Origin of the sequence: Parvularcula maris (assembly GCF_024505085.1) — a bacterium.
GTDB lineage: Bacteria > Pseudomonadota > Alphaproteobacteria > Caulobacterales > Parvularculaceae > Parvularcula > Parvularcula maris.
Genome location: NZ_JANIBC010000024.1, coordinates 1 through 19,502, shown reverse-complemented (window position 1 = coordinate 19,502; position 19,502 = coordinate 1). Strand labels below are relative to the sequence as shown.

Here is a 19,502-nt window from a genome sequence, read left to right as displayed (position 1 = left end):
CAACCAACGGAGCTCGACTACCATGCCCGATTAGAGAAGACATAATTGGAGCTACAGTTTTCGAATTGCACTGTTCTAGGTCTACCGCTTGCCCGACGCTTTAGCTTCTATGCTGTGAGAAGCGCGCATTATGAGTGGGCGTGAACGGACCGTTCTCTTGGCCTTCAAGCTTGATAGTGACTATCGGTTGCTACGAGATTGAGAGGCTGGCTGCGTCCGGCTTAAGTGGGAAGCAAAACCCCCTCGCCTGCGTGGAACATCGAGTAGGATCTTTGTGCCCTTCCCTGACTGCGTCAGGATCGACAACTGGCCGCCGATCAGCGTGGTCCGCTCTCTCATGCCAACGAGACCGAGGCGGCCCTTATAGGTCTTCCCGACCTCAAACCCCCGGCCATTATCCTTCACCGATAGAAGAAGGCCGCCGCGGCTTCGCTCCAAGCTGACGACGACGATCGAAGCACCGCTGTGGGCCCGAGCGTTACGGAGGGCTTCCGTTCCAATACGGACAATTTCCTCACAAACCGGTGCAGGGAAACAGTGCAAATCTTTCCCGACCCGTTGGCAGAAATGGATGTCCCGAGCGTCGAACTCTGCAGCCGCTCCCGCGAAAGCCTCCTGCCAACGGCTCGGCAACCAGGCCTCTTCGGGCTCTCTTTGCATTAGGATCGTTCTGCGAGCGTCGGCGAGAGCGCGTTGCGACTGAACGATGGTCGTCTCCAAAAGTTCGCCCGCTTTTGCCGGAGCGCTTCTGAGCGTCTTCAGAGCGGCCTCGGTGTGAAAGATGTTGGCAGCGAAGTCCTGAAGCAACGTGTCGTGCATGTCCCGAGCCAGGGAGAGGCGCTCGGAAAACCTGGCTTCGGAGGCGGCGCGCTGGCGGTCCAAAAGCACCCGGTAGCGCAGCCATAGAAGGCCCACCAATCCTGTAACCAGCGCCGCTATGCCAAAGAGGTAGGCGGCCGGGGTTCGGTACCAGGGCGGAATAATATAAAGGCTGATCGATCGCGGCTCGGTCCAGCCGCCCTCAGGTCTGTTGGTGCTGAGGCGGAAGATGTAGCGCCCGGGACGCAGGTCGGAGTAGCTGGCGGTGGCGCGGCCATAGGGGGCCTCGCGCCAGTCGGGATCGACACCGGAGAGGCGGTAGCGGTAGCGGTTGCGCCGCGGATCCTGAAACGAGGGCCGGGCGAAATCGAAGGAGACGAAGTTCTCATCGTGGCGCAGCGAGGTGAGCTCGCTCACCTCGACGGGCGTATCCATGACCCGGACACCGGTGAGAAGCGCAGGTATCGCTACCGGCGGCCGGACCTCTTGCGGATCGAACTCGAAAACGCCCCCCGGCCCGCCAAAGAACACCTCGCCGCTCTCACTAAGATGATGCGCGTACATATCGAACGAGCCCGGAGGAATGCCTGCCTCCGCCGCAAAGGTGGTGATGCTGCCGGTGGCCTGATCCAGCACGGAGACGGCATCGGTTGAGCTGAACCAGATACGGTCCTCCCGATCGACCAGCACTCCAAACAAGGTGGCAGAGGGTAGCCCCTCTTCCCGCCCGTAGTGCCGAACGCCGCCGGTCTCGGGCTCTATCCGGTAGAGGCCCTGCCAGCTCGTCGCCCAGATCGCGCCTCGCGAGTCGGAGGCTACGGAGGTGACATAGTTACCCGTCGCGCTGCCCGGATCGTAGAGAAAACGTCGGCTCTCACCGGTGTCCGGGTCCAGGACCGAAACGCCGTACTCCGTCGCCGTAATCACCTGCCCCTCGGGGGTGAACGCCAGGCCGAAGACCACGTCCTCCCACCGCTCGTCGGCAGCAGACGGACGGGTCCCGGAGGCGAACCGGTCAAAGACCATCTGTCCGGCCCTTCGCCTTGCAAGGCCCTTCCCAGTGGCAAACCAGGTGCTGCCGTCCTGCGCCTTCTTGGTTTCGAAGACTGTGCGGTCAGGGAACGCGCCCTCCTCTCCCGGCGCGACGGGTACGGCTTGCGCCGCTCCGTCCCCCACCACATGAGGCCCATGCTCGAAGACACCGACCCACAGCCCGGCACTGTCGCGCATGACGCTGGAGATCACCTCCCCCGGCAGAGCAGCCCCGCCGCCAATGGGTTTGGGGCTATGCTTTCGCGGCGGTCTCTCACCGCCGAACTCCCAAAGCCCGCCCTCGGTGCTAACCCAGAGCGCACCCGGCTCGCTGAACACGCCGTAGACGGTGCGGTCCTCGAGGTCAGACGGGGCAACGCGCCGCCTGATCCCGGGGTGGGGCGGCTCGGCCCGCAGCAGCCCCTTCGTCGAGAGGGCCATCCAGGTCCGACCGCTGCTTTCGACCCCAATATCCCACACCCCGTCAGGCAGACCCGGTGCCGCTAAGGGGACGACGGACGGAGTCTCGCTTGCCTCCCCCACCCCGCCGATGAGGTAGAGGCCATCATCATGGGCAGCGAGGACCCCGCCCCTTTGAAGCTCACCGAAGCGACGAACTGTGATGGGCTTAGAGGGCTTATCGAGACACGATGGCTCCTTCGTGCCCGGAGGAATGCGGCAGATCGGGCCAAGCCAGTGCCCTACCCACAACGTGCCTTCGCTATCGACGAGCAGGCTGATCACATCCTCCGAGGGACCGCCGATCAGCTCTGCTTCGAAAACATCGCTGCCGGGGGTGATCTTGGCCCTGATTAGCCCCGACTCGTTGCCGCCGAGCCATAGATAGCCATCATCGGTTTCGGCGATAGCAGTGAGGTCGGACTGGTCGGAAAGGATAGTGCCTGGACTGACGATCCTAGTGACTGCCGAACCGTCTGAGGGTACGAAGAAAAGGCCCGCATGCCAGAACCCAACCCAGGCGCCCCTTTCGGTGGGCAGTATCGCTCCGACCACGGCATCAGGCAGGCCGCTCGTGATAGGTTTGAGAACCTCGAACTCCAACGCGCCGGGACGCAGGAGCGCCAGGCCCGCCGCCGTTCCCACCCAGAGCGTGCCGTCCTCTCCCACCGCCAGCGCGTTGATATAGTCGGCAGGCAGGCTGTTGGGATCGGTGGGGTCGTGGCGAAGCATCTCGACGCGCTCGCCGTCTAGCCTGTTGAGGCCCGCCATCGTCCCCACCCAGACAAACCCCTCGTGATCAGTCACGACGCTTCGAATGCGGCGGGTCGAAAGACCATCCTGCTCGGTGTAGAGCGCGAAATTCGCGAAGGTAGACTCACCCGCAGCAGGCGAGAGGGCCGACCCAACCGAGAGCAGCAGGGCTGCCATGAGAGCGAAGTGACGTTTCAAACCGCTGCCCTTACGGCGGCCGCGACCTTAATATAGGCCTCGAGCCGCTCCCATCGACCGCCGGTTGGCGTTTCGCGCGCCCAGGGAGGGCGCGAGACCGGCGGAAGAAGCCTACGCTTGCAGAGCAGCGGCCTCAACAGCGGTGTGCGTTAGGTAGTGCCTCAGTTTGCGCTGCTACGCTAGAGGAAACGCGCTGCGACCGCCTCTCCCTGGGGAGAAATGACCAGGCATAGGGCTTCGGTCGGGATGCTTCAGATCATCGTTTGCAGCTGAGCCGCTGCCACGCAGCAAACCTACCCTTCACCTCAACCTAAGCGCGGATCAGGCCGGTCTTGAGGGCAATCATGATCGCCTCCGTCCGGGTCTTGGCCTGGAGCTTGGAGAGAATGTGACCGATATGCAGCTTCACCGTGGCCTCCGATATCTCCAACGCACGCGCGATCTCCTTGTTGCCCGCTCCCGAGGTCAGCGCGCTTAGCACCTGCATCTCCCTCGGTGTCAGGTCCTCCTGCAGCATGGCTTCGGCAAGGCGCTCGGCGACCAGACCCTTCACCACCCGCCTTCCGCCATGGCTGCTGCGAACCGCGTCGACGATCTCCTGCGAGGCCGTGCTCTTCATCAGATAGCCCCGCGCGCCGGCGGCAAGGGTTCTCTTGATGGTCTCCGACCCGTCAAAGCTCGTCAGGGCAAGGATCACCGCCTCGGGCCGGGTGGAGACGAACTCAGCGATCAGCTCCTCACCGGCTCCGTCAGGCAGCTGCAGGTCGACCACCGAGACGTCGGGCCGATCCTTGACGAAGGCGATCCTGGCCTCCGCTGCGCTGCCTGCCTCGGCCACCACCTCGATGTCCGGTTCGCTGTCGAGAAGCGCCCTCACCCCCGCCCGCAGGGAGGGGTGATCGTCCACGATCAGCACTCGTATCGCCGCACCCATGGATGGCCTTTCAGAAAAAGCACTTTTTGCAGTGGGCACCCTGTCAGCTATACCGTGCGCCGTCGACCTACCCAGAAGTCGTGGCAGGCCCCCTCGCCCTACTCCTCGACGAAGGGTTTGAGGAGCTCTTCGTAGAGGATGCCCTGGATCGCCTGGCCGTTCTCACTCGACCAGTCGGTGGCTAGCTCAGCGAGGCACTGGTTCGTCGTGGTCACGACTACGCCATGGTCATGGGCGCGCTGGGCCGCCATCTCGTCCGCCACCTGGTTGGGTGAGCCGCCGCCATCGATGACGAGCTGAACGTCGTATCCAGCAGCCCTGGCAGAGATACTAGGGAATACCGTGCACACATCGTTGGTAAGGCCTGCGATAATGAGTTTGCGCTTGCCCGTCCCCTCTACCGCGCTGCGGAAGGGGTCGTATGTGAAGGCGTCTACCGTGCCGGGCCTCTTGACCCTGGCCTGATAAGCCTTGGGCGCGATCTCCTCTAGATCGGGGATCAGCCGTCCCTGGAAGTGATCTTCTTGCGATGTGGTCAGGATCAGCGGCATCTTCGTTGCGACCGCCGTGCGAGCGAGCGCCCTCGTGTTTCTGATCAGAAGGTCCTGATCGATGTTGCGGCTCAGCTTGATGGTCCCGACCTGGTGGTCGATCAGCAGCATGGCAGCGTCATCGGTGGTGAAGAGTTCCATATCCGGTCTCCTTGGTTGGGATGAAGGGTGTGGGGGGTTCTACTTACCTGACTTGAAACCGTCTCCCGACGGATAGTCCGGATGGGTTGTTTGACGGAAAGCAGGGTTGCTGTCCCGAGCGGGCACTTCATCTGCGGTCTCCATGGTTGTCCCGCCCGCCTGGAACAGCTTGAGAAGCTCCTTACTCGGTGAGACGTTGCCAGAGGCGAATAGGGGCGCCGGAGATGCTTTGATCTGCGCTGTCACCCGAGCGACATTGGCGCCGTGGTGGTAGGCACAGTCGAGGGCGGACACCGTAGGCCAGATCGCCTCCATCTTCGGCCCGCCGGTTCTCACCGCTGGTCCCCAGTGGCAGCAGGCATGGTCCGCGCCGGGTGTCGCCTTGGGTAGGGGCACCATGATCATGCCGTTGGCCGCCATCGCAGCCAGTAACCCGAGCTGGCACTGCTCAGCCCCGGCACCGGCATCACCGTAACCGCCGCCTACGGAGAACGTTCCCCCAACCATGCCGACCATGGCGTCGTCCAGCCATAGCTGCTCGATGACCTCCTCGACGAAGATCTTGATGCGGTGGTGCATGTTGCGGTGGCGCACCGGTGTTCCGATGATCAGACCGTCGCAGGACAGCATGTCGTCCCGCGATACCTCGCGGCCGGTTTGAAGTAGACGGGGCTCGGCTGTCGCCACAGTATCCACCCCCGCGATCACGCGCTCGGCGACCCGCCGGGTGGAGTTCGTATCCGTCGTATAGACCACCATGATGCGTGGTTTAGTAGGGGCCTCCTGAACACCTCCGGCTACGGCTGTTCCTGCAAGCCCCGCGGCAGCGGCCCCCGCAACGCTTCCGCTTAGAAAACGGCGTCTCGTTCGGTCGACCAGCGCACGGGTCTCCTCATCGTCGCCCGAAGCGACGACCTCCTGTTCCAGAAGCTCCAGGATCCGCTTAGCGGTCGGGTCGTTACTATCGTCTGCCATGGCGGTTCTCCGGTCTGGCTAGCTCTCGACTGGCCCCCAGAGTTCGCCCGGGGGTCTCTTCACCTTACGTGCAGTACCGTCCGCCCACGACGGCCAATCGACGATAGTGGGCGCTAGACTATCGGCTAGCTTTTCTGCTTGGTCGATTAGGCCACCTCTCCGTGCACCTCATAGCGACTATCGCAACGAGCCAAGCGTCAACAGAGCTAATGATATCAAAATCCTGCTCAGTAGCAGCTGACGGCTGCAAAAGCCGACCTCAGAGCCAGATCACAAAAACATCAGTGAGCTGCGCAGAAGCGCACGAACTAGCCGAAGGTCTAGTGCGTGGCTGTGCTCGCCGCTTTAGGATGGAAGAGGAAGACTAGTCGCCAGCAAGCGAAGAACCCCATGTGCTATTTCATATTGCAACGGAATACTCCTATCCATAAGCCAAGCAACATGCACGAGAAACGAAGCACGCACTCTTCCTTGCAGGCTTCTCAACTGCTGGACATATAGCATGGGCTTGGTCGCTCTTCTTCTGGTGGCGCAGGAGCCTGCCCTTTCCTTCTCGGGACAAATCAGGGAGCGGGGTGTCTTCAACAGCGCCATTCTCTTCGACAAAGACAGCGAGGAGGCAGGCTCGTTCTGGGCGCAGCGCCTCGCCCTCGCCGCTCATACGAGAAGCGATCTACCCCTACGTGCAAAGGTCTCCCTCCTCAGCGCACTGCAAGAAGGAGTAAGCACCAGCCCCGTCGAGCGCAACAATCTCGATCTGCAGGAGGGCTATGTCGAGGCGGGAAGCCCAAACCTCTTTGTGCGGCTTGGGCGACAGGAGATGAAGCTCGGCAGCCAGCGCCTCGTCGGTGTGCGCGAGGGCACCAATGTCCGGCGGACCTGGGACGGTGTACGTAGCATCTGGCAGGGTGAGGCCTTCGAGGCGACCGCCTTCGGTCTCTGGCTCGTCCAGGTACAGTCCGAGGGTGTGTTCAACGACAATTCCAACCAGGGCGAGCTTCTCGCCGGGCTGCACACCACCTTCGAGGCCAAGTTCGGCGGCGCCGATGTCTACTACCTCTACAACGAGCAGTCGGATGCCCAGACCATTGAGGGCACGGACGACCAGAAGCGCCACAGCTGGGGCGGCAGGGTGTATTCGGACGGTGAGCGCTGGCACTGGGACCTCGAGGGCGTCTACCAGGGAGGCTCTCACGGCGGGCTCGATATCTCCGCGTGGACCTTCGCGGTGCAGGGCGGGCGAAGCGTGCGCGATTGGATGCTGCAGCCCACCTTCGAGCTCGGCTTCAGCATCGCCTCGGGAGACGACCGGCAGGAGGACGGCAAGCTTGGCACTTTCGACGCCCTCTACCCCCGCGGCAACTACTTCTCCGAAGCAGCGATCCTCGGCCCTTCCAACTTCGTCAGCATAAGGCCCTCGGTCAGCCTCGAGCCCAGCCCAAGACTGGCCCTCAGCTTCTCCGTCGATCACCACTGGCGACTATCCGATCAGGATGGCCTCTACGGCCCGCCCGACTTCCTGTTGCGAGACGGTCTCGGCTCGGACGAGAACTTCGTTCAGGTGGGCTTCTCCGCCGGGGCGGAGTGGCATCCGACAAAGCGGCTCACCGGCAGCCTTCTCTACACCTACGCCTCCCCCAAATCCTTCATCGAAGGCACCGGCCCCTCGGACGACCTCCACTTCGTCGAGCTCAGCCTCACCAAGAACTTCTGAGAACGGAAGAGAGATATGGCCCACTTGACCCACCACCCCAGCAGGCGCCTCGTCCTGGCCTATGGCGGCGCGGCATCGGCGCTCGCCGGTCTCGGCCCTGCCTCAGCCCAAGGAGGCGGCGCCCCCGATCTCATCCTCTTCGGCGGCAGGCTGATCACCCAGAACCCATGGCAGCGGCGGGCCACAGCCATCGCCATGCGCGGCGGCGTGATCACCGCCGTGGGCGAAGATAGTGCTATAAGAGAGCTCGTCGGCAGAGGCACAGAGGAGATCGACCTAGGCGGCCGGACTGTCATTCCCGGCCTTAACGACAGCCACCTCCACGTGACCCGAGGTGGCCGCTTCTACGCTACCGAGCTTCGCTGGGACGGCGTCGGCAGCCTGGCGCGCGGCCTTGAGATGATCCGTGAACAGGCCGCCCGCACGCCAGAGGGCCAGTGGGTGCGCGTGATCGGCGGCTGGTCTCCCTTCCAGTTCGAGGAGCGCCGCCTGCCCACACCGGGGGAGCTGACTGAGGCAGCGCCCGATGTACCGGTCTATGTGCTCTACCTCTACAGCCAAGGCTATCTCAACAAGAAGGCCGTGGAGGTACGCGGCCTCACTCCCGAGACCGAGGCGCCCGAAGGAACCCGCTACGAGTTCACCGAGGATGGCGGCTGCATCCTCCATGCCGAACCGAACCCTGACCTTCTCTACGGCTCGATCGGTGCCCTCCCGCCCTTGGGTGAGGACGCCATGATCAGCTCGACCATGCACTACTACCGCGAGCTCAACCGCTTCGGGCTGACTAGCGCCATCGACGCTGGCGGCGGCGGGCATACCTTCCCAAAGGACTATGCGAGTACGGGTGCCCTGGCTGCGGCGGGCGATCTGTCCTTGCGCGTCTCCGCCTACCTCTTCCCCCAGAACAAGGGAGCGGAGCTGGCGGAGTTCGAGGCCTGGACGAAAGCCTTCGAAGCCGGGGTCAACGAGGCCGAGGGCCTACGTCACGGCTATGAGGTCGAAGGCGGCGGCGAGTTCCTCGCCTGGTCCGCCGGTGACTATGAGAACTTTCTCGCGGGCCGCCCCGACATCACCACCCGGAAGGGCTGGCGCGAGGACCTCCTAGGGGTGACCCGCCACCTCCTTAAGAACCGCTGGCCCTTGCGCATCCATGCCACCTACGACCCTTCCGTAAACCACATTCTCGGCGTCTTCGAGGAGGCGCACACCCTCGAGGTCGAGGCGGGCCGGGAGGGCTTTGGCGGCGTGCGCTGGGCGATCGACCACGGCGAGACGCTCACGCCGCGGACCATCCAGCGGATCAAGTCCATGGGCGGTGGCATCGCCATGCAGGCCCGCATGGCCTATGCAGGTGAGTACTTCCTCGACCGATACGGAAGGAAAGCCGCGGACAACGCCCCGCCCCTGCGCGATGTCATCGACGCTGGCATCCCGCTTGGTCTCGGCACGGACGGCACCAGGGTCGCAAGCTACAACCCCTGGCCCGCCCTCGCATGGGCCATCACCGGCGAGAGCGTCGGCGGCACCAAGCTCCACGCTGGGCGCCACCGCCTGACCCGCGAGGAAGCCCTTTATCACTACACGGTCGGCTCCGCCTGGTTCAGCCAGGAAGAGCGCTTGAAAGGCCGCCTCGTACGCGGTCAGTACGCGGATCTCGCCGTTCTCAACGTCCCCTATCTCGATGTGGCGGATAGCGACCTCTCCTCCATCGAAGCCGATCTCACCATCACCGGCGGCCAGGTCGTTCACGGACAGAACGGCTTTGAGGATCTGGCCCCCACCCTCGACCCCATCGAACCCGCCTGGTCCCCGGTACGGACCTATGGCGGCTATCAGCGCTAACCTACTGACAAGTTGAAAGGAACTAACATGCGCCTTATTCGACCCCTTCTAGCAGCAACCGCGGCAGGCCTTCTCGCAAGCCTCGCCTCCGGCGTCACCGGCCATGCCGAGGCCCAGCGCAATCGAGGCGCCGAGGCTCGCCCCGACCCGGCGGCGTCGCTCCTGACACCGGCCAACCACACCCTGATCCTGATCGATCACCAGCCGCAAATGGCTTTCGCCACCAACTCGATCGAGACCAGCCTCCTGATCAACAATGTGACCCTGGTCGCCAAATCGGCCGAGCTCTTCGAGGTGCCCACCATCCTCACCACGGTCGCCAGGAGCACCTTCTCCGGCCCGATCTTCCCTCAGCTCCAGGCGGTCTTCCCCGACCAGGAACCCATCGACCGAACCTCGATGAACACCTGGGAAGACGAGCGCGTCACGGACCGCGTCAACGAGATCGGCAAGGACAAGATCGTCATCGCTGCGCTGTGGACGGAGGTTTGCGGGGTCTTTGCCGTCCTCTCCGCCATCGATAACGGCTACGATGTCTACTTCGTCACCGACGCGTCTGGCGGCATGTCCGAACAGATACACAACGATGCCATCACCCGCATGGTCGAGGCGGGCGCCACTCCCATCACCTCCATGCAGTACCTTCTGGAGCTGCAACGCGACTGGGCGAGGGGCGAGACCTATGCCGCGACGAACGAGATCGTCAAAGAGCATGGCGGCGCCTACGGGTTAGGTGTTCTTTATGCGAAGGAGATGTTCAATGCCTCCGAGGGCGGCGAATAGCAGTATAAGGAAGACAGGAGAGAAGCGATCCTGACTCAGCTCCCTCCTGCCTACGTGTGACGATCTGCTGGAACTCTCCACTCTGTTCAGAGCATCCTGTACTCGCGCATTCGCCTATCCCTTGACGAGGGGTAGGCGGATAGTCTGTTCCCAGTGCCCAGCAATATTCTGGGTACATCACCCCCCAAACCTTTCCCAAACTGGAAACCTTAAACGACCGATAAAGGACTATGTCCTGTTGACAAAGTGATTTCGTAGCCGGTTATGCTTGTCATTCACGATCGTTTTGCGGAGGCGATCGTGGTTCCCAGGTTGATGTCAAATGCGGAGCGGCGGTTCTTCGAGCCGTTTGTTGTAGCAGCGGCAGGAAGTCAGGACGACCTCCGAAGGACCACAGGCTGACACTCGATGGCGTGTTCCGGATCGCCAGGACGGATGCTCAGTGGCGGGATCTGCTCGAGCAGTTCGGCAAGTGGTCCACGGTCTACCGGCAGTTCAGGCGCTGAACCCTTGCCGAGGTGCGGAAGGCGATGCTCGAAGCTTTGGCCGAGAGCGGTGCGCAGCCGGACAGCGTACAGATGATTGATAGTACAATCGTCAGAGCCCATGTTTCGGCAGCGGGCGCAGTTCAGCCGCAAAGCGGATGAACGGGACTCAAAGAAAAGGTCTTCGCCGCTCAAAAGATGGCTTTACGTCCAAACCAACGCCTTAGTCTTGCCGCTCGCCGCCGAGGTCACCACCAGGTAGGTCCCAGGCTACCTTGGCTACGACCTTCTCATGGAGACCGATGTGCCCGACCCGAAGTTGCTTCTCGTAGAAAAGGGCTACGACGCCGATCGGATCAGAGACGACCTCGAAGCACGTAAGGCCACACGGATGACTCCGGGGCGGAAAGGTCGAAAGATGCCCATCCCCCTCGACGACTTCATCTACGCCCTCCGCAACCAGATTGAGCGGGGCATAGGCAAACTCAAATGGTTACGTCGCCTCGCCCCCCGCTACGACAAAACCGCCGATAGCTACCTCGGCTTCATCCACCTCGGCAGCCTGCGACTGGGGCATCGCCACTTTGTCAACAGGACCTAGGAGGCCAACGGTCTGCGGCTATCCAACCGCCGAGGTAGCCAGTTACGCTCTGAGCAGTATGGTGGCACCGCCGATGGGCTGTTGGCCATCTCGAGGCGGATTAGGGTGTGAACCAGTCGAAGTTCAGATTAGGAGGTGTCTTCCTCACTGCCTCGATCGCGCTGATCGGGTGCGCGATCTCGTCTTGTTCTGAGTCCAAAAACGGAGGACCCTTAGCCGCCTCCTGCTCCGCCCTTCTCACCCCCCCGGGCGCGATCGAAGTCACATCCTCGCAGATGGCCGACCGATGCCTCAAGGCATTTGCGAAGGCGGGAAGCGCGCAGCAGTCTCAATTTGCTCGCAGATATGTTGAGAGCGGCAATGCCACGCTCGAAGCAGAGAAGCTGACCCGGTTCGAAGCAGCAGCAGAAACCGAGTCTAGGCCGCTGTTTCGCGCCATGGCCTTGCCGAACGACCCTTCCGATCCTGCTTCCTCGAGATATGCCGAACTGCTCGGCCTGCTCGAGGACGGACGTCATCATGACGACCCGCATAAGCAGCTTGTCGCCCTGAGGGGCCTGTTCCGGCTGGCGTATGATGGCGGAGACTTCGAAGCTGCGGCTGAACATGCGCAAAACGAGAGCGCCATTGCCCGGGGCGAAGGAATGCGCCGGGCCGAGGCGGTAGCCCGCATAAGGCTCGGTTCCTCCTATCTGCGCGCAGGCGCGACGGAGCGCGCCGTCGAGACCTATCGCCAGGCCTTGGCGATGCGGCGAGATCTCTCCGATCAAGACCTGAAACGATTATGCGGTCAGACCTCGAGCGCCGTGAGCAACGCTGCCAGAATGGATGAGGAGGCACTGAACTCGCTCATCCGCGCCGCGGAGGAGAGCGGCGAGGCCGCTTTCGAAATCTGCCTTCGATATGGGGCGGTGGTCCGCTCGAATGTCCGAGGCGATATCGAGAAAGCGCGGGAGATGGCAGAAGCCATCCTCGAAGACCTGCGCGCGCCCGAGCTGGCCCGTCTTGCGGTCATCGAGCCGCAACTCCGCTTCCAGATCTCGGCGACCTACTATCGCGGCGGCGACCTCCCGCGTGCGGTGCGGGGATACCAGGAGGTCATCGACCAGAACCAAGGCGACATCCTGCTTCAGGTCCGTGCACTCAACAGCCTGGCGGCCATTCTCGGCGATATGGGCGAGTACGAAACCGCGATCGGAATGGTCGAGCGCGCGATCGACCTGTCCGAGGACATGGAGCTTCCCAACGAGCAGTGGCGCGCGACGCTGCTTACCAATATCGGCTGGGCGCGCGGAATGCAGGGGCGGCACGAGGATGCACTACGCCATTTCGATGATGCCGAACGCTATGTATCGGATGATCCGTCGGCAACGGTGCGCGGGTTCATGCACTATGCACGTGCCCGTTCGTTGGAGGGGCTAGGGCGCAGCGAGGAAGCGATCACCGAAGCCCAAAGGGCAGTCCCCGTCATTCTTTTGAAGCGCAATCCGCTGGAAGCCGCGGCGGTACTGATCTGGCTGTCGGAGCAACACTTGGAAGCCGGAGATACCGCTCTGGCCGAGCAAGCGTTGGCTGAGGCAACGGCTATCACTGAACGCGACGACGTCGACCGGGACTCGCTCGACAGGGACACTCGCTTCAACCTCTGGGAGCTGCGATACCATACCAACATGGCGAGGCTTATGCGCAGGATGGGCCGAGCCGAGGATGGGATCGACAATGCAAACCGCGCACTCGCGTTGAGCGAGGCCAGGTTCGAGCGTGAGAGCCTGCAGGCGACCTCCACCGCGCAGCTTCGCTTCGAGATATCCGATCGCGAACGGGCGCTGGAGCTGTTGCGCAGCGAGGCGGAAGTGCGCGAACTGAGGCTGCAACGGACGCAAACCTGGACCGCCGCCGGCTTCGCCCTGTTCACGCTAGCCGTGTTGGCTGCGTTCTTCGCCTATATCGCCTTCCGCAACCAGCGCCGCCTCGCGGCGGCGCAGACGACCTTCCTCCGGGAGACCCAGCATCGCGCCGGAAACAACCTCCACCTGATCTGCAGTCTCCTGAACCTCGGAGCGCGTCAACCGAGCGCTCACAGCGACGCGGTATCGCTGGCGAATTCGACGGCCGATCGAGCCCGAACGATGGCGCTCATCCATCACCATCTCTACCGCGAGGGTCAGGAGCGTCGAGCCGACCCGAAGACCTTCTTCGACCAGTTGGCGGAGATGTTGGAGGCCAGCCTGGGACGCGACGAGGTGAAGCTGGTGACGGATGTGGAGAACGTGCCGATGGACGCTGACGAGTTCACACCGATCGGTCTCATCGCCTGCGAACTCATCACCAACGCATATAAGCACGCGTTTGGTCCCGAAGGTGGAGAGATCCGGGTATCGGTTTCGACGGCAAGTGGCTCGCGCGTTCTCGAGATCGCCGACGACGGTCGGGGGTTCGACAGCACAAGTACTCCCAACCCGTCCGGCGATACATTCCACGGGCTCCAGCTACTCGAAGACCTCGCGCATCAAGTTTCGGGCCGATTGAGCAGACCACTGAGCAAGGAAGGGACGGTATGGCGCGTCACATTCTAGCCGGGACCGGACCGCCAGTACTCCCCTCAACCGGCGAACGGCGTCAGTGGGCACGGTCTCTATGCGGGCGTCGCAGTGACACACCAGCCGTGCTGCCAGGACGGTCCTGCGTTCCGGCGAAAGCGCTCAGCCTTGCGACGTGTCAGTGGAACGAGATGCTTCTTAGCGTTGGCAGCGCAACGAGGTCTGAGGCGCTGTAGGCCGCGTGCGAACAGACCTCCCTTCACAGAACGGGGCCTGTTCTACGCGCGGTTCTGTAGGCCTTTGTAGGCGGGGTACCAACATCGCCTTTCCGCCCCATAATTTCAGAGGAGAGTCTCCATCGTCCGCTATTTAGAAAAAGCAGCAGATGCATGAGATCTCAACACTGATTGTTCGGTGATGATCGGCGCTGAGGCGCGATTACGGACACAGCTTTCGGCAAGAGTTTGGAACTCGTGTCATCGTTCCGAGTCAGCGATAGTCCCTCCCTCAGGCTGCCGGGGGCGCGAACGGACCGGTCAACATGCCCATCGTCACATCGATGTCCGTTCCGTGGATAGAGGATGGAGCGTTGGGCGACGCCAGGTACATCACGACGTCAGCCATTTCCTCGGAAGTATTGGTTCTGTGCTGAACATTGGGGGCTGGATTCTCGTCAGGGTCGCGGCCTTGAGCTTCGATCGAAGCGCGTCTCATGGGTGTGTCGACGCCGCCCGGCGATATCAAAACGATCCGGAGGCCATCCTTTCCGTAGTCGAGCGCCGCTCCCCGTGTCAGCCCGAGGACACCGTGCTTGGAGACCGAGTAAGGCCCGATGCCGGGGAAAACGCCATGGGCGGAGACCGATGCATTGTTGATGATCACACCCTTCAGCCCGTACCGGCCCCACGCCTCATTTCCGAGCATCACAGGGATCTCTTCTTTCATCGACGAGAACATGCCGCGGGTGTTGGTTGACCAGACGTCGTCGAAGCCCTGGAGGTCAACATCCGCAAGCGGAGCGTTGCCCGTGAGGGAACCTCTGCCGAAAACGACACCGGCAATGTTGAAGGCGATATGGATAGTTTCCGATCCTGCACTTACTTCACAGAAGGCATTTTCGATCGACTGGCTATCGGTGACGTCGAGAGCGAGAGGAAGAGCCGATCTACCTAGCTTCTCGGCGGCCGCTTCTGCCTTCGCCGGATCACGTGCCGTGACCCAGACAGACCATTCCCGTTCGATGAGCTGACGGGCGACTTCGAAACCGATGCCTCGATTGGCGCCAGTGACGAGGGCTAGACGCCCGGTCATTCCTCGCCTCTGAAAGAGCCGCGATCGCCATCCAGGCCGAACGCGTAGGCGAACGCTGCTGGGTCGTAGTACTCGCGGAAGAGAGCGATCTTCCCGTCCTCCACGTGAAAGAGGCCGCCATAGGTCTGCCTATAGGTCCTTCCCGTCGGGACGATATCGGCGTTACCGCGCCACTCGGCGAAGACGACCTCGGGATCGAGCGTGTCGTAGAAGACGAGATGGCTCGTAAAGTCCGCATTTCGCGCGTTCTCCGGCCACCCAGCATAATGAGCCATGAGCCCTTCACGGCCCGACACCCGCTTTGGAAAGCCCTCTGGAGAGAAGGGCATATGCTGGACCGCGTCCTCCGCCCAGACGCCGTTGACCTTCTCCATGTCCTTCTCTTCGAGGCCCGATAGGAACGTTCGAACAGCATCTCTCGTCTGCTGACGAACGATGATGGCGGGAGGGTTCGCTGCAGCCGCTTCCATAGCCGGACCGAAAATCTCTCTACTGCCGGTCTCTTCTTCGAGGACGAAGGTCATGGAAGTGATGAGCCAGTTGCCGTCATCATTTTCGAACTCGTAGGCGTAGCGGCCTTCGACCTGCCAGAACTGCTCGCCAAGCCAGTGGCTGGCAACGACATCCGCAGTGGCGGACCCCTGCTTACCGCGAACCTTCGCTTCCACAGCACTGAGCTCATGGCGTGTACGGTCGAAACCGGGAAGCGTCGCCGCCCATTCAGTCATCAAGCCGCGAGGACTCTTCAGTTCGGCGGTCTGGCCACTCAAAGACGAGTAATCGACCCTGACCTCCGGAGCATAGAGTGCTTCGAGATCCATGAAGTTGCCCCGGTCGGCGAGAGTACCGACACTTTCGACGATGGTCTCGATAGCGGCGACATCAGCGTCTTGGGCTGAAGCGTTCGGTGTTAGGACGGTAGTGACGAAAGACATGGCGGCGGCTCCGATAAGGCGGGACATGAACAGCTCCTCTTCAAATATCTTAGTGGCGTTCGAACCAGGCGACCGTCTCCGCGGTCCCGCGGGCAATGGCGTCGGCCTGGTCGTAATAGGCGAGGTGCGGAGTGTCGTCCCAGACCAGCCGCTTCGGTGTCCCCTCCGGGATCGCGTCGAAATGGCGTTTGGCGGCGTCCGGAAGGAAGCACTGATCGCCGTGGATCATCAGCCATGGTTTTCCGATGGTCTGCGCTGCGCTGATCGACTCGTATTCGAGCAAGTCCTTGTCACTCATCACGGCGTAGCGGTTCTCCCATTCTCCGCGATCCGCCCATGGTTGATACCACTCCCAGACAAAGTCGCCGGGCATACCGACCTCCATATCGGTTTGATCAACAGCCTTGACGTAATCGACCTCGCCAGTATCCCGGTATTTGTGAAAGGCCTCGACGCCTCGCGCGAGCCGCGCTTCGTAGCCCTCTTCGGTCAGCCACGCGAGATCGCCCTCTTTGTCACGGTACTGACTGGTAATGGTGGTTAGCGACCGTGCCGCCGGGTGCTCCGCCGCGGCTCGCAGCGCCTCTGAGCCACCTTGGCAGATGCCGAGAACATGCACGCGATCGGCATTGACATCGTCTCGGTTCGCCAAGAACGAGACGGCCTCTTTCAAATCCTCGACCTTATGGACAGGATTTTCCCAAGCCCGTGGCTCGCCGCCGCTGTCACCGCGGTAGCGGGGGTCAAACGCGAGAGCCCTGAACCCGTTCTCCGCCAGCGTTTGGGCATAGCGGCTGGGAGCCTGGTTACGCTCGAAGGTCATCGGACCGATGATCGCGACGGCCGGAAGCTTGGAAGTCTCCCCGGCCGGCGAAACAAGGTCGCCGACGAAGCTTAGGCCCCCGCTCTCGAACGTGACCCGGCTGGTCTCAATGGCTGACATGGTGGTACTCCTTTGTTTAATTACAAAAGATCGAGCTAGGACTTTGTTTATCCGCTATCGCAGGGTGGCTTCGAAGTGTGCCGACACCCGGTCCGCAGCTTTCCCTACCGGCTCGTCTTCGTGGTAGAAGCCGAACTGCGTCACGTCTTCGAGCCAGAGCTCCTCTTTCGGACCGCGAAGACCAGCGAAGAATCTGTGCGCTCCGTTCGGAACAGCGGCGGCCTCGGAGTGGACGATGCTGACCGGCATGTCCCCGAGATTGGCCGAGAGCGAAACGGCGTCGTAGGTCAGCCACGGCTCCCATGAAGCTAGGTTGAACTCATTCACCCACTCAGGAATCTGCCCAACCTCCGCTTGCGTGTAGTAAGGCGCCTGGAACATGATGGCGCTTTCGTCCGTGCTGCTGGCAGCTAGGGCCATTTGTTCTTCACCGGTCCGTTCGTAGCCGCGCTCGGCGTCGCGGCCTGTTTTGATCAGAGAGCGGACACTTTCCTCTCCACCATAGACCTGGTTGACGAGTGCTGCGTCATGGAGCCAGGGCGCGACGAGTGCGAGGCTGCGTATCTCCGGCGCACGAGCTGCCGCATCCACCATGTATCCAGAGGACGCACAGATCCCTAGACCTCCAAGCCGTTCGCTATCGATTTCGGGCTGCGTTGCGAGGAAACTGGCAGCAGCGACGATGTCTTGAGTCTTGCGCTCGGGGTCTTCGAGCTGGCGCGGCGTGCCCTCGGACTGGCCCCAGCCGCGGAAGTCGAACGCCAGCGCGGCGTAGCCCCGGTCGGCGAGTTCCGAAGCGTAGCGCGCCGGCATCTGCTCTTTCACCGTGGTCCAGGCGCCGGTGACGATGACGGCGGGCAGCTTGTCACCTTCCCGGTAGTCATCGGGCAGGTAGAGGTCGCCGACCAGTCGGTCGCCGTTCGAGGTGAAGACGACACGTTTCGACATGCCCGCCTCGGCAGTACCGAGAGCGAGGGCTGCTGTAGAGGCGGCGAGAGCTGCAATGGTCTTGGTCATGATCGGTCTCCTCAAGTTCTGTGAGGAGACCGTGCCATCAAAGCTGAAGCGATGTTGGGACGGTCCGCCCTAGTTTTGGGACGATCCTGCCGCTCCTCATTCTGTGATCCGTTGCCGATAGGCTTTGGGCGTTATCCCGACGACCTTCTTGAACACTCGGCCTAGATGCGACTGATCGCTGAACCCGCAGGCCAGTGCGATGTCGATCATCGGCGTGTCTGGCTCAGCGAGCATCTCCTGCGCCCGCTCGACGCGGTACCGGCTCAGAAACTGGTGGGGCGTCTCGCCTAGGGTCGCCTTGAAAGCTCTGGCGAAGGTGGAGGGACCCATGCCCGCCGCATCGGCCAAGTCTTCGACAGCCACCGACCCCGAATGGTTTTCGGCGATGAAGTCGAGAACCCGCTTGTAGCGTTGAGCCCCCAACTCGGCCGACGGCGCATGCACCTCGCCGCGTTGGTCGCCGTAGCCGTCCAGCAGCTTGACGACGAAAACCCGTGCCAGCGCTTCATAGAGAACGCCGCGCGTCGTCTCATCGGCCAGAAGGGCTTCATGAAGCTGGCGGGCTGCGTTGCAGAGATCCGGGTCATGCCGCTGCGGCTCGTTCCTAAGCTGACGATCCGACAAGACAAAACCGAGCTCCCGCTTCGCGAAGCGGGCAAGGGGGCTGGGTTCGATGGTCACTACGATCACTTGAGAGGTCGCATGCCACCGCCAGCCGCTTGCAAGACCTGCCGGTGTGACGACCACCTCATGCTGGTTGTAGATGAAATCGCGGTGCTCGCCCCCACGCCAGTTCTCAACCCGATGTGGATCAGGCTTCAGATTGATCAGAATATGGTGCTGCGCGAACGCCTCCGTCGTCATGCTCGCCGCAGGTGCCTCGAAATACTCCAACTGCACAAGCTCTGCCGCTCGCGGGTGCAACTTATCCTCGCTCCTCATCAGAGGCGGGCTGGGATAAACGTCCTGATAGCGGTTCACTTGCTCGCCTCCCTTCGAGAACACGAACTTTCCAGCAAGGCTAGAACAGGTTTTGGAGCCTGGCGTTCATGTGCTCACAGGACCAGCAAAATCATGTTCTACATCATCCGCGAGCGAGCTTAGCGCGAAGGCGCTATTGTGTTGAAAAAGTCGGGGTTTTGACGACCTATCGGCCGCTGATCTGGTACCAGCGAGGAGATCTGAACTTTNACAGGACCAGCAAAATCATGTTCTACATCATCCGCGAGCGAGCTTAGCGCGAAGGCGCTATTGTGTTGAAAAAGTCGGGGTTTTGACGACCTATCGGCCGCTGATCTGGTACCAGCGAGGAGATCTGAACTTTCGGCCCCGCCTCAGTGAGCGGGGCTTGGTGTCACCGGCCTCAACTTGGCGAGCTTTCTGAGGTTCTGAGCGAGGGCTGTGAGTGTGAACTCGTCTCTGGCGCCGGTTGGTCCACGCAGTCTGAGCTGCCTCAGCTTCAGAAC

13 protein-coding genes and 1 pseudogene are annotated in these 19,502 nt (G+C 62.1%); 5 read left to right on the top strand and 9 right to left on the bottom strand.

Features of this window, described 5'->3' with window-relative positions; genetic code table 11:
* Positions 1-180: 180 nt before the first annotated feature.
* The 4 genes from NOG11_RS14690 to NOG11_RS14675 all read right to left on the bottom strand — a co-directional run bounded on the left by NOG11_RS14690 (position 181) and on the right by NOG11_RS14675 (position 5,862).
* Positions 181-3,240 carry a sensor histidine kinase gene (locus tag NOG11_RS14690; protein ID WP_256620566.1) on the bottom strand — a complete coding sequence of 1,020 codons (3,060 nt, stop codon included), beginning with the start codon at positions 3,238-3,240 and terminating at the stop codon, positions 181-183.
* Between the two features lie 331 nt (positions 3,241-3,571).
* Positions 3,572-4,195 carry a response regulator gene (locus NOG11_RS14685; RefSeq protein ID WP_256620565.1) on the bottom strand — a complete coding sequence of 208 codons (624 nt, stop codon included), beginning with the start codon at positions 4,193-4,195 and terminating at the stop codon, positions 3,572-3,574.
* Positions 4,196-4,293: 98 nt separating this feature from the next.
* Positions 4,294-4,887, bottom strand: a complete 594-nt coding sequence (locus NOG11_RS14680; protein WP_256620564.1) for an isochorismatase family protein — start codon at positions 4,885-4,887, stop codon at positions 4,294-4,296.
* Between the two features lie 39 nt (positions 4,888-4,926).
* On the bottom strand, positions 4,927-5,862 hold the full coding sequence (locus tag NOG11_RS14675; RefSeq protein WP_256620563.1) for an NADPH-dependent FMN reductase family protein: 936 nt from the start codon (positions 5,860-5,862) through the stop codon (positions 4,927-4,929).
* 508 nt (positions 5,863-6,370) lie between these two features.
* Here NOG11_RS14675 and NOG11_RS14670 point away from each other — a divergent pair.
* The 5 genes and pseudogenes from NOG11_RS14670 (at position 6,371) to NOG11_RS14650 (ending at position 13,866) form a co-directional block, all read left to right on the top strand.
* Positions 6,371-7,576, top strand: a complete 1,206-nt coding sequence (locus NOG11_RS14670; protein WP_256620562.1) for an alginate export family protein — start codon at positions 6,371-6,373, stop codon at positions 7,574-7,576.
* 15 nt (positions 7,577-7,591) lie between these two features.
* Complete coding sequence (locus NOG11_RS14665; RefSeq protein WP_256620561.1) at positions 7,592-9,421, top strand: amidohydrolase; 1,830 nt, start codon at positions 7,592-7,594, stop codon at positions 9,419-9,421.
* 27 nt (positions 9,422-9,448) lie between these two features.
* On the top strand, positions 9,449-10,204 hold the full coding sequence (locus tag NOG11_RS14660) for a hydrolase (RefSeq protein ID WP_256620560.1): 756 nt from the start codon (positions 9,449-9,451) through the stop codon (positions 10,202-10,204).
* A gap of 264 nt (positions 10,205-10,468) precedes the next feature.
* A pseudogene (locus NOG11_RS14655) lies at positions 10,469-11,290 on the top strand (IS5 family transposase).
* 275 nt (positions 11,291-11,565) lie between these two features.
* On the top strand, positions 11,566-13,866 hold the full coding sequence (locus tag NOG11_RS14650) for a tetratricopeptide repeat-containing sensor histidine kinase (protein WP_256620559.1): 2,301 nt from the start codon (positions 11,566-11,568) through the stop codon (positions 13,864-13,866).
* A gap of 471 nt (positions 13,867-14,337) precedes the next feature.
* On the opposite strand, the gene NOG11_RS14645 is transcribed toward NOG11_RS14650, so the two are convergent.
* From NOG11_RS14645 to NOG11_RS14625, 5 genes are all read right to left on the bottom strand, one after another.
* The gene (locus NOG11_RS14645; protein ID WP_256620558.1) at positions 14,338-15,141 is read right to left on the bottom strand and encodes an SDR family NAD(P)-dependent oxidoreductase; all 804 of its coding nucleotides are present in this window, start codon (positions 15,139-15,141) and stop codon (positions 14,338-14,340) included.
* Positions 15,138-16,103 carry a nuclear transport factor 2 family protein gene (locus NOG11_RS14640; protein ID WP_256620557.1) on the bottom strand — a complete coding sequence of 322 codons (966 nt, stop codon included), beginning with the start codon at positions 16,101-16,103 and terminating at the stop codon, positions 15,138-15,140. The genes NOG11_RS14645 and NOG11_RS14640 overlap by 4 nt, the downstream gene beginning before the upstream one ends.
* A gap of 22 nt (positions 16,104-16,125) precedes the next feature.
* On the bottom strand, positions 16,126-17,019 hold the full coding sequence (locus tag NOG11_RS14635) for an alpha/beta hydrolase (RefSeq protein ID WP_256620556.1): 894 nt from the start codon (positions 17,017-17,019) through the stop codon (positions 16,126-16,128).
* Positions 17,020-17,073: 54 nt separating this feature from the next.
* Positions 17,074-18,036: an alpha/beta hydrolase gene (locus NOG11_RS14630; protein ID WP_256620555.1), complete on the bottom strand. Its 963-nt coding sequence runs from the start codon at positions 18,034-18,036 to the stop codon at positions 17,074-17,076.
* Positions 18,037-18,132: 96 nt separating this feature from the next.
* Positions 18,133-19,017, bottom strand: coding sequence for a helix-turn-helix domain-containing protein (locus NOG11_RS14625; RefSeq protein WP_256620554.1), 885 nt, complete (start codon positions 19,015-19,017; stop codon positions 18,133-18,135).
* Positions 19,018-19,502 lie beyond the last annotated feature (485 nt).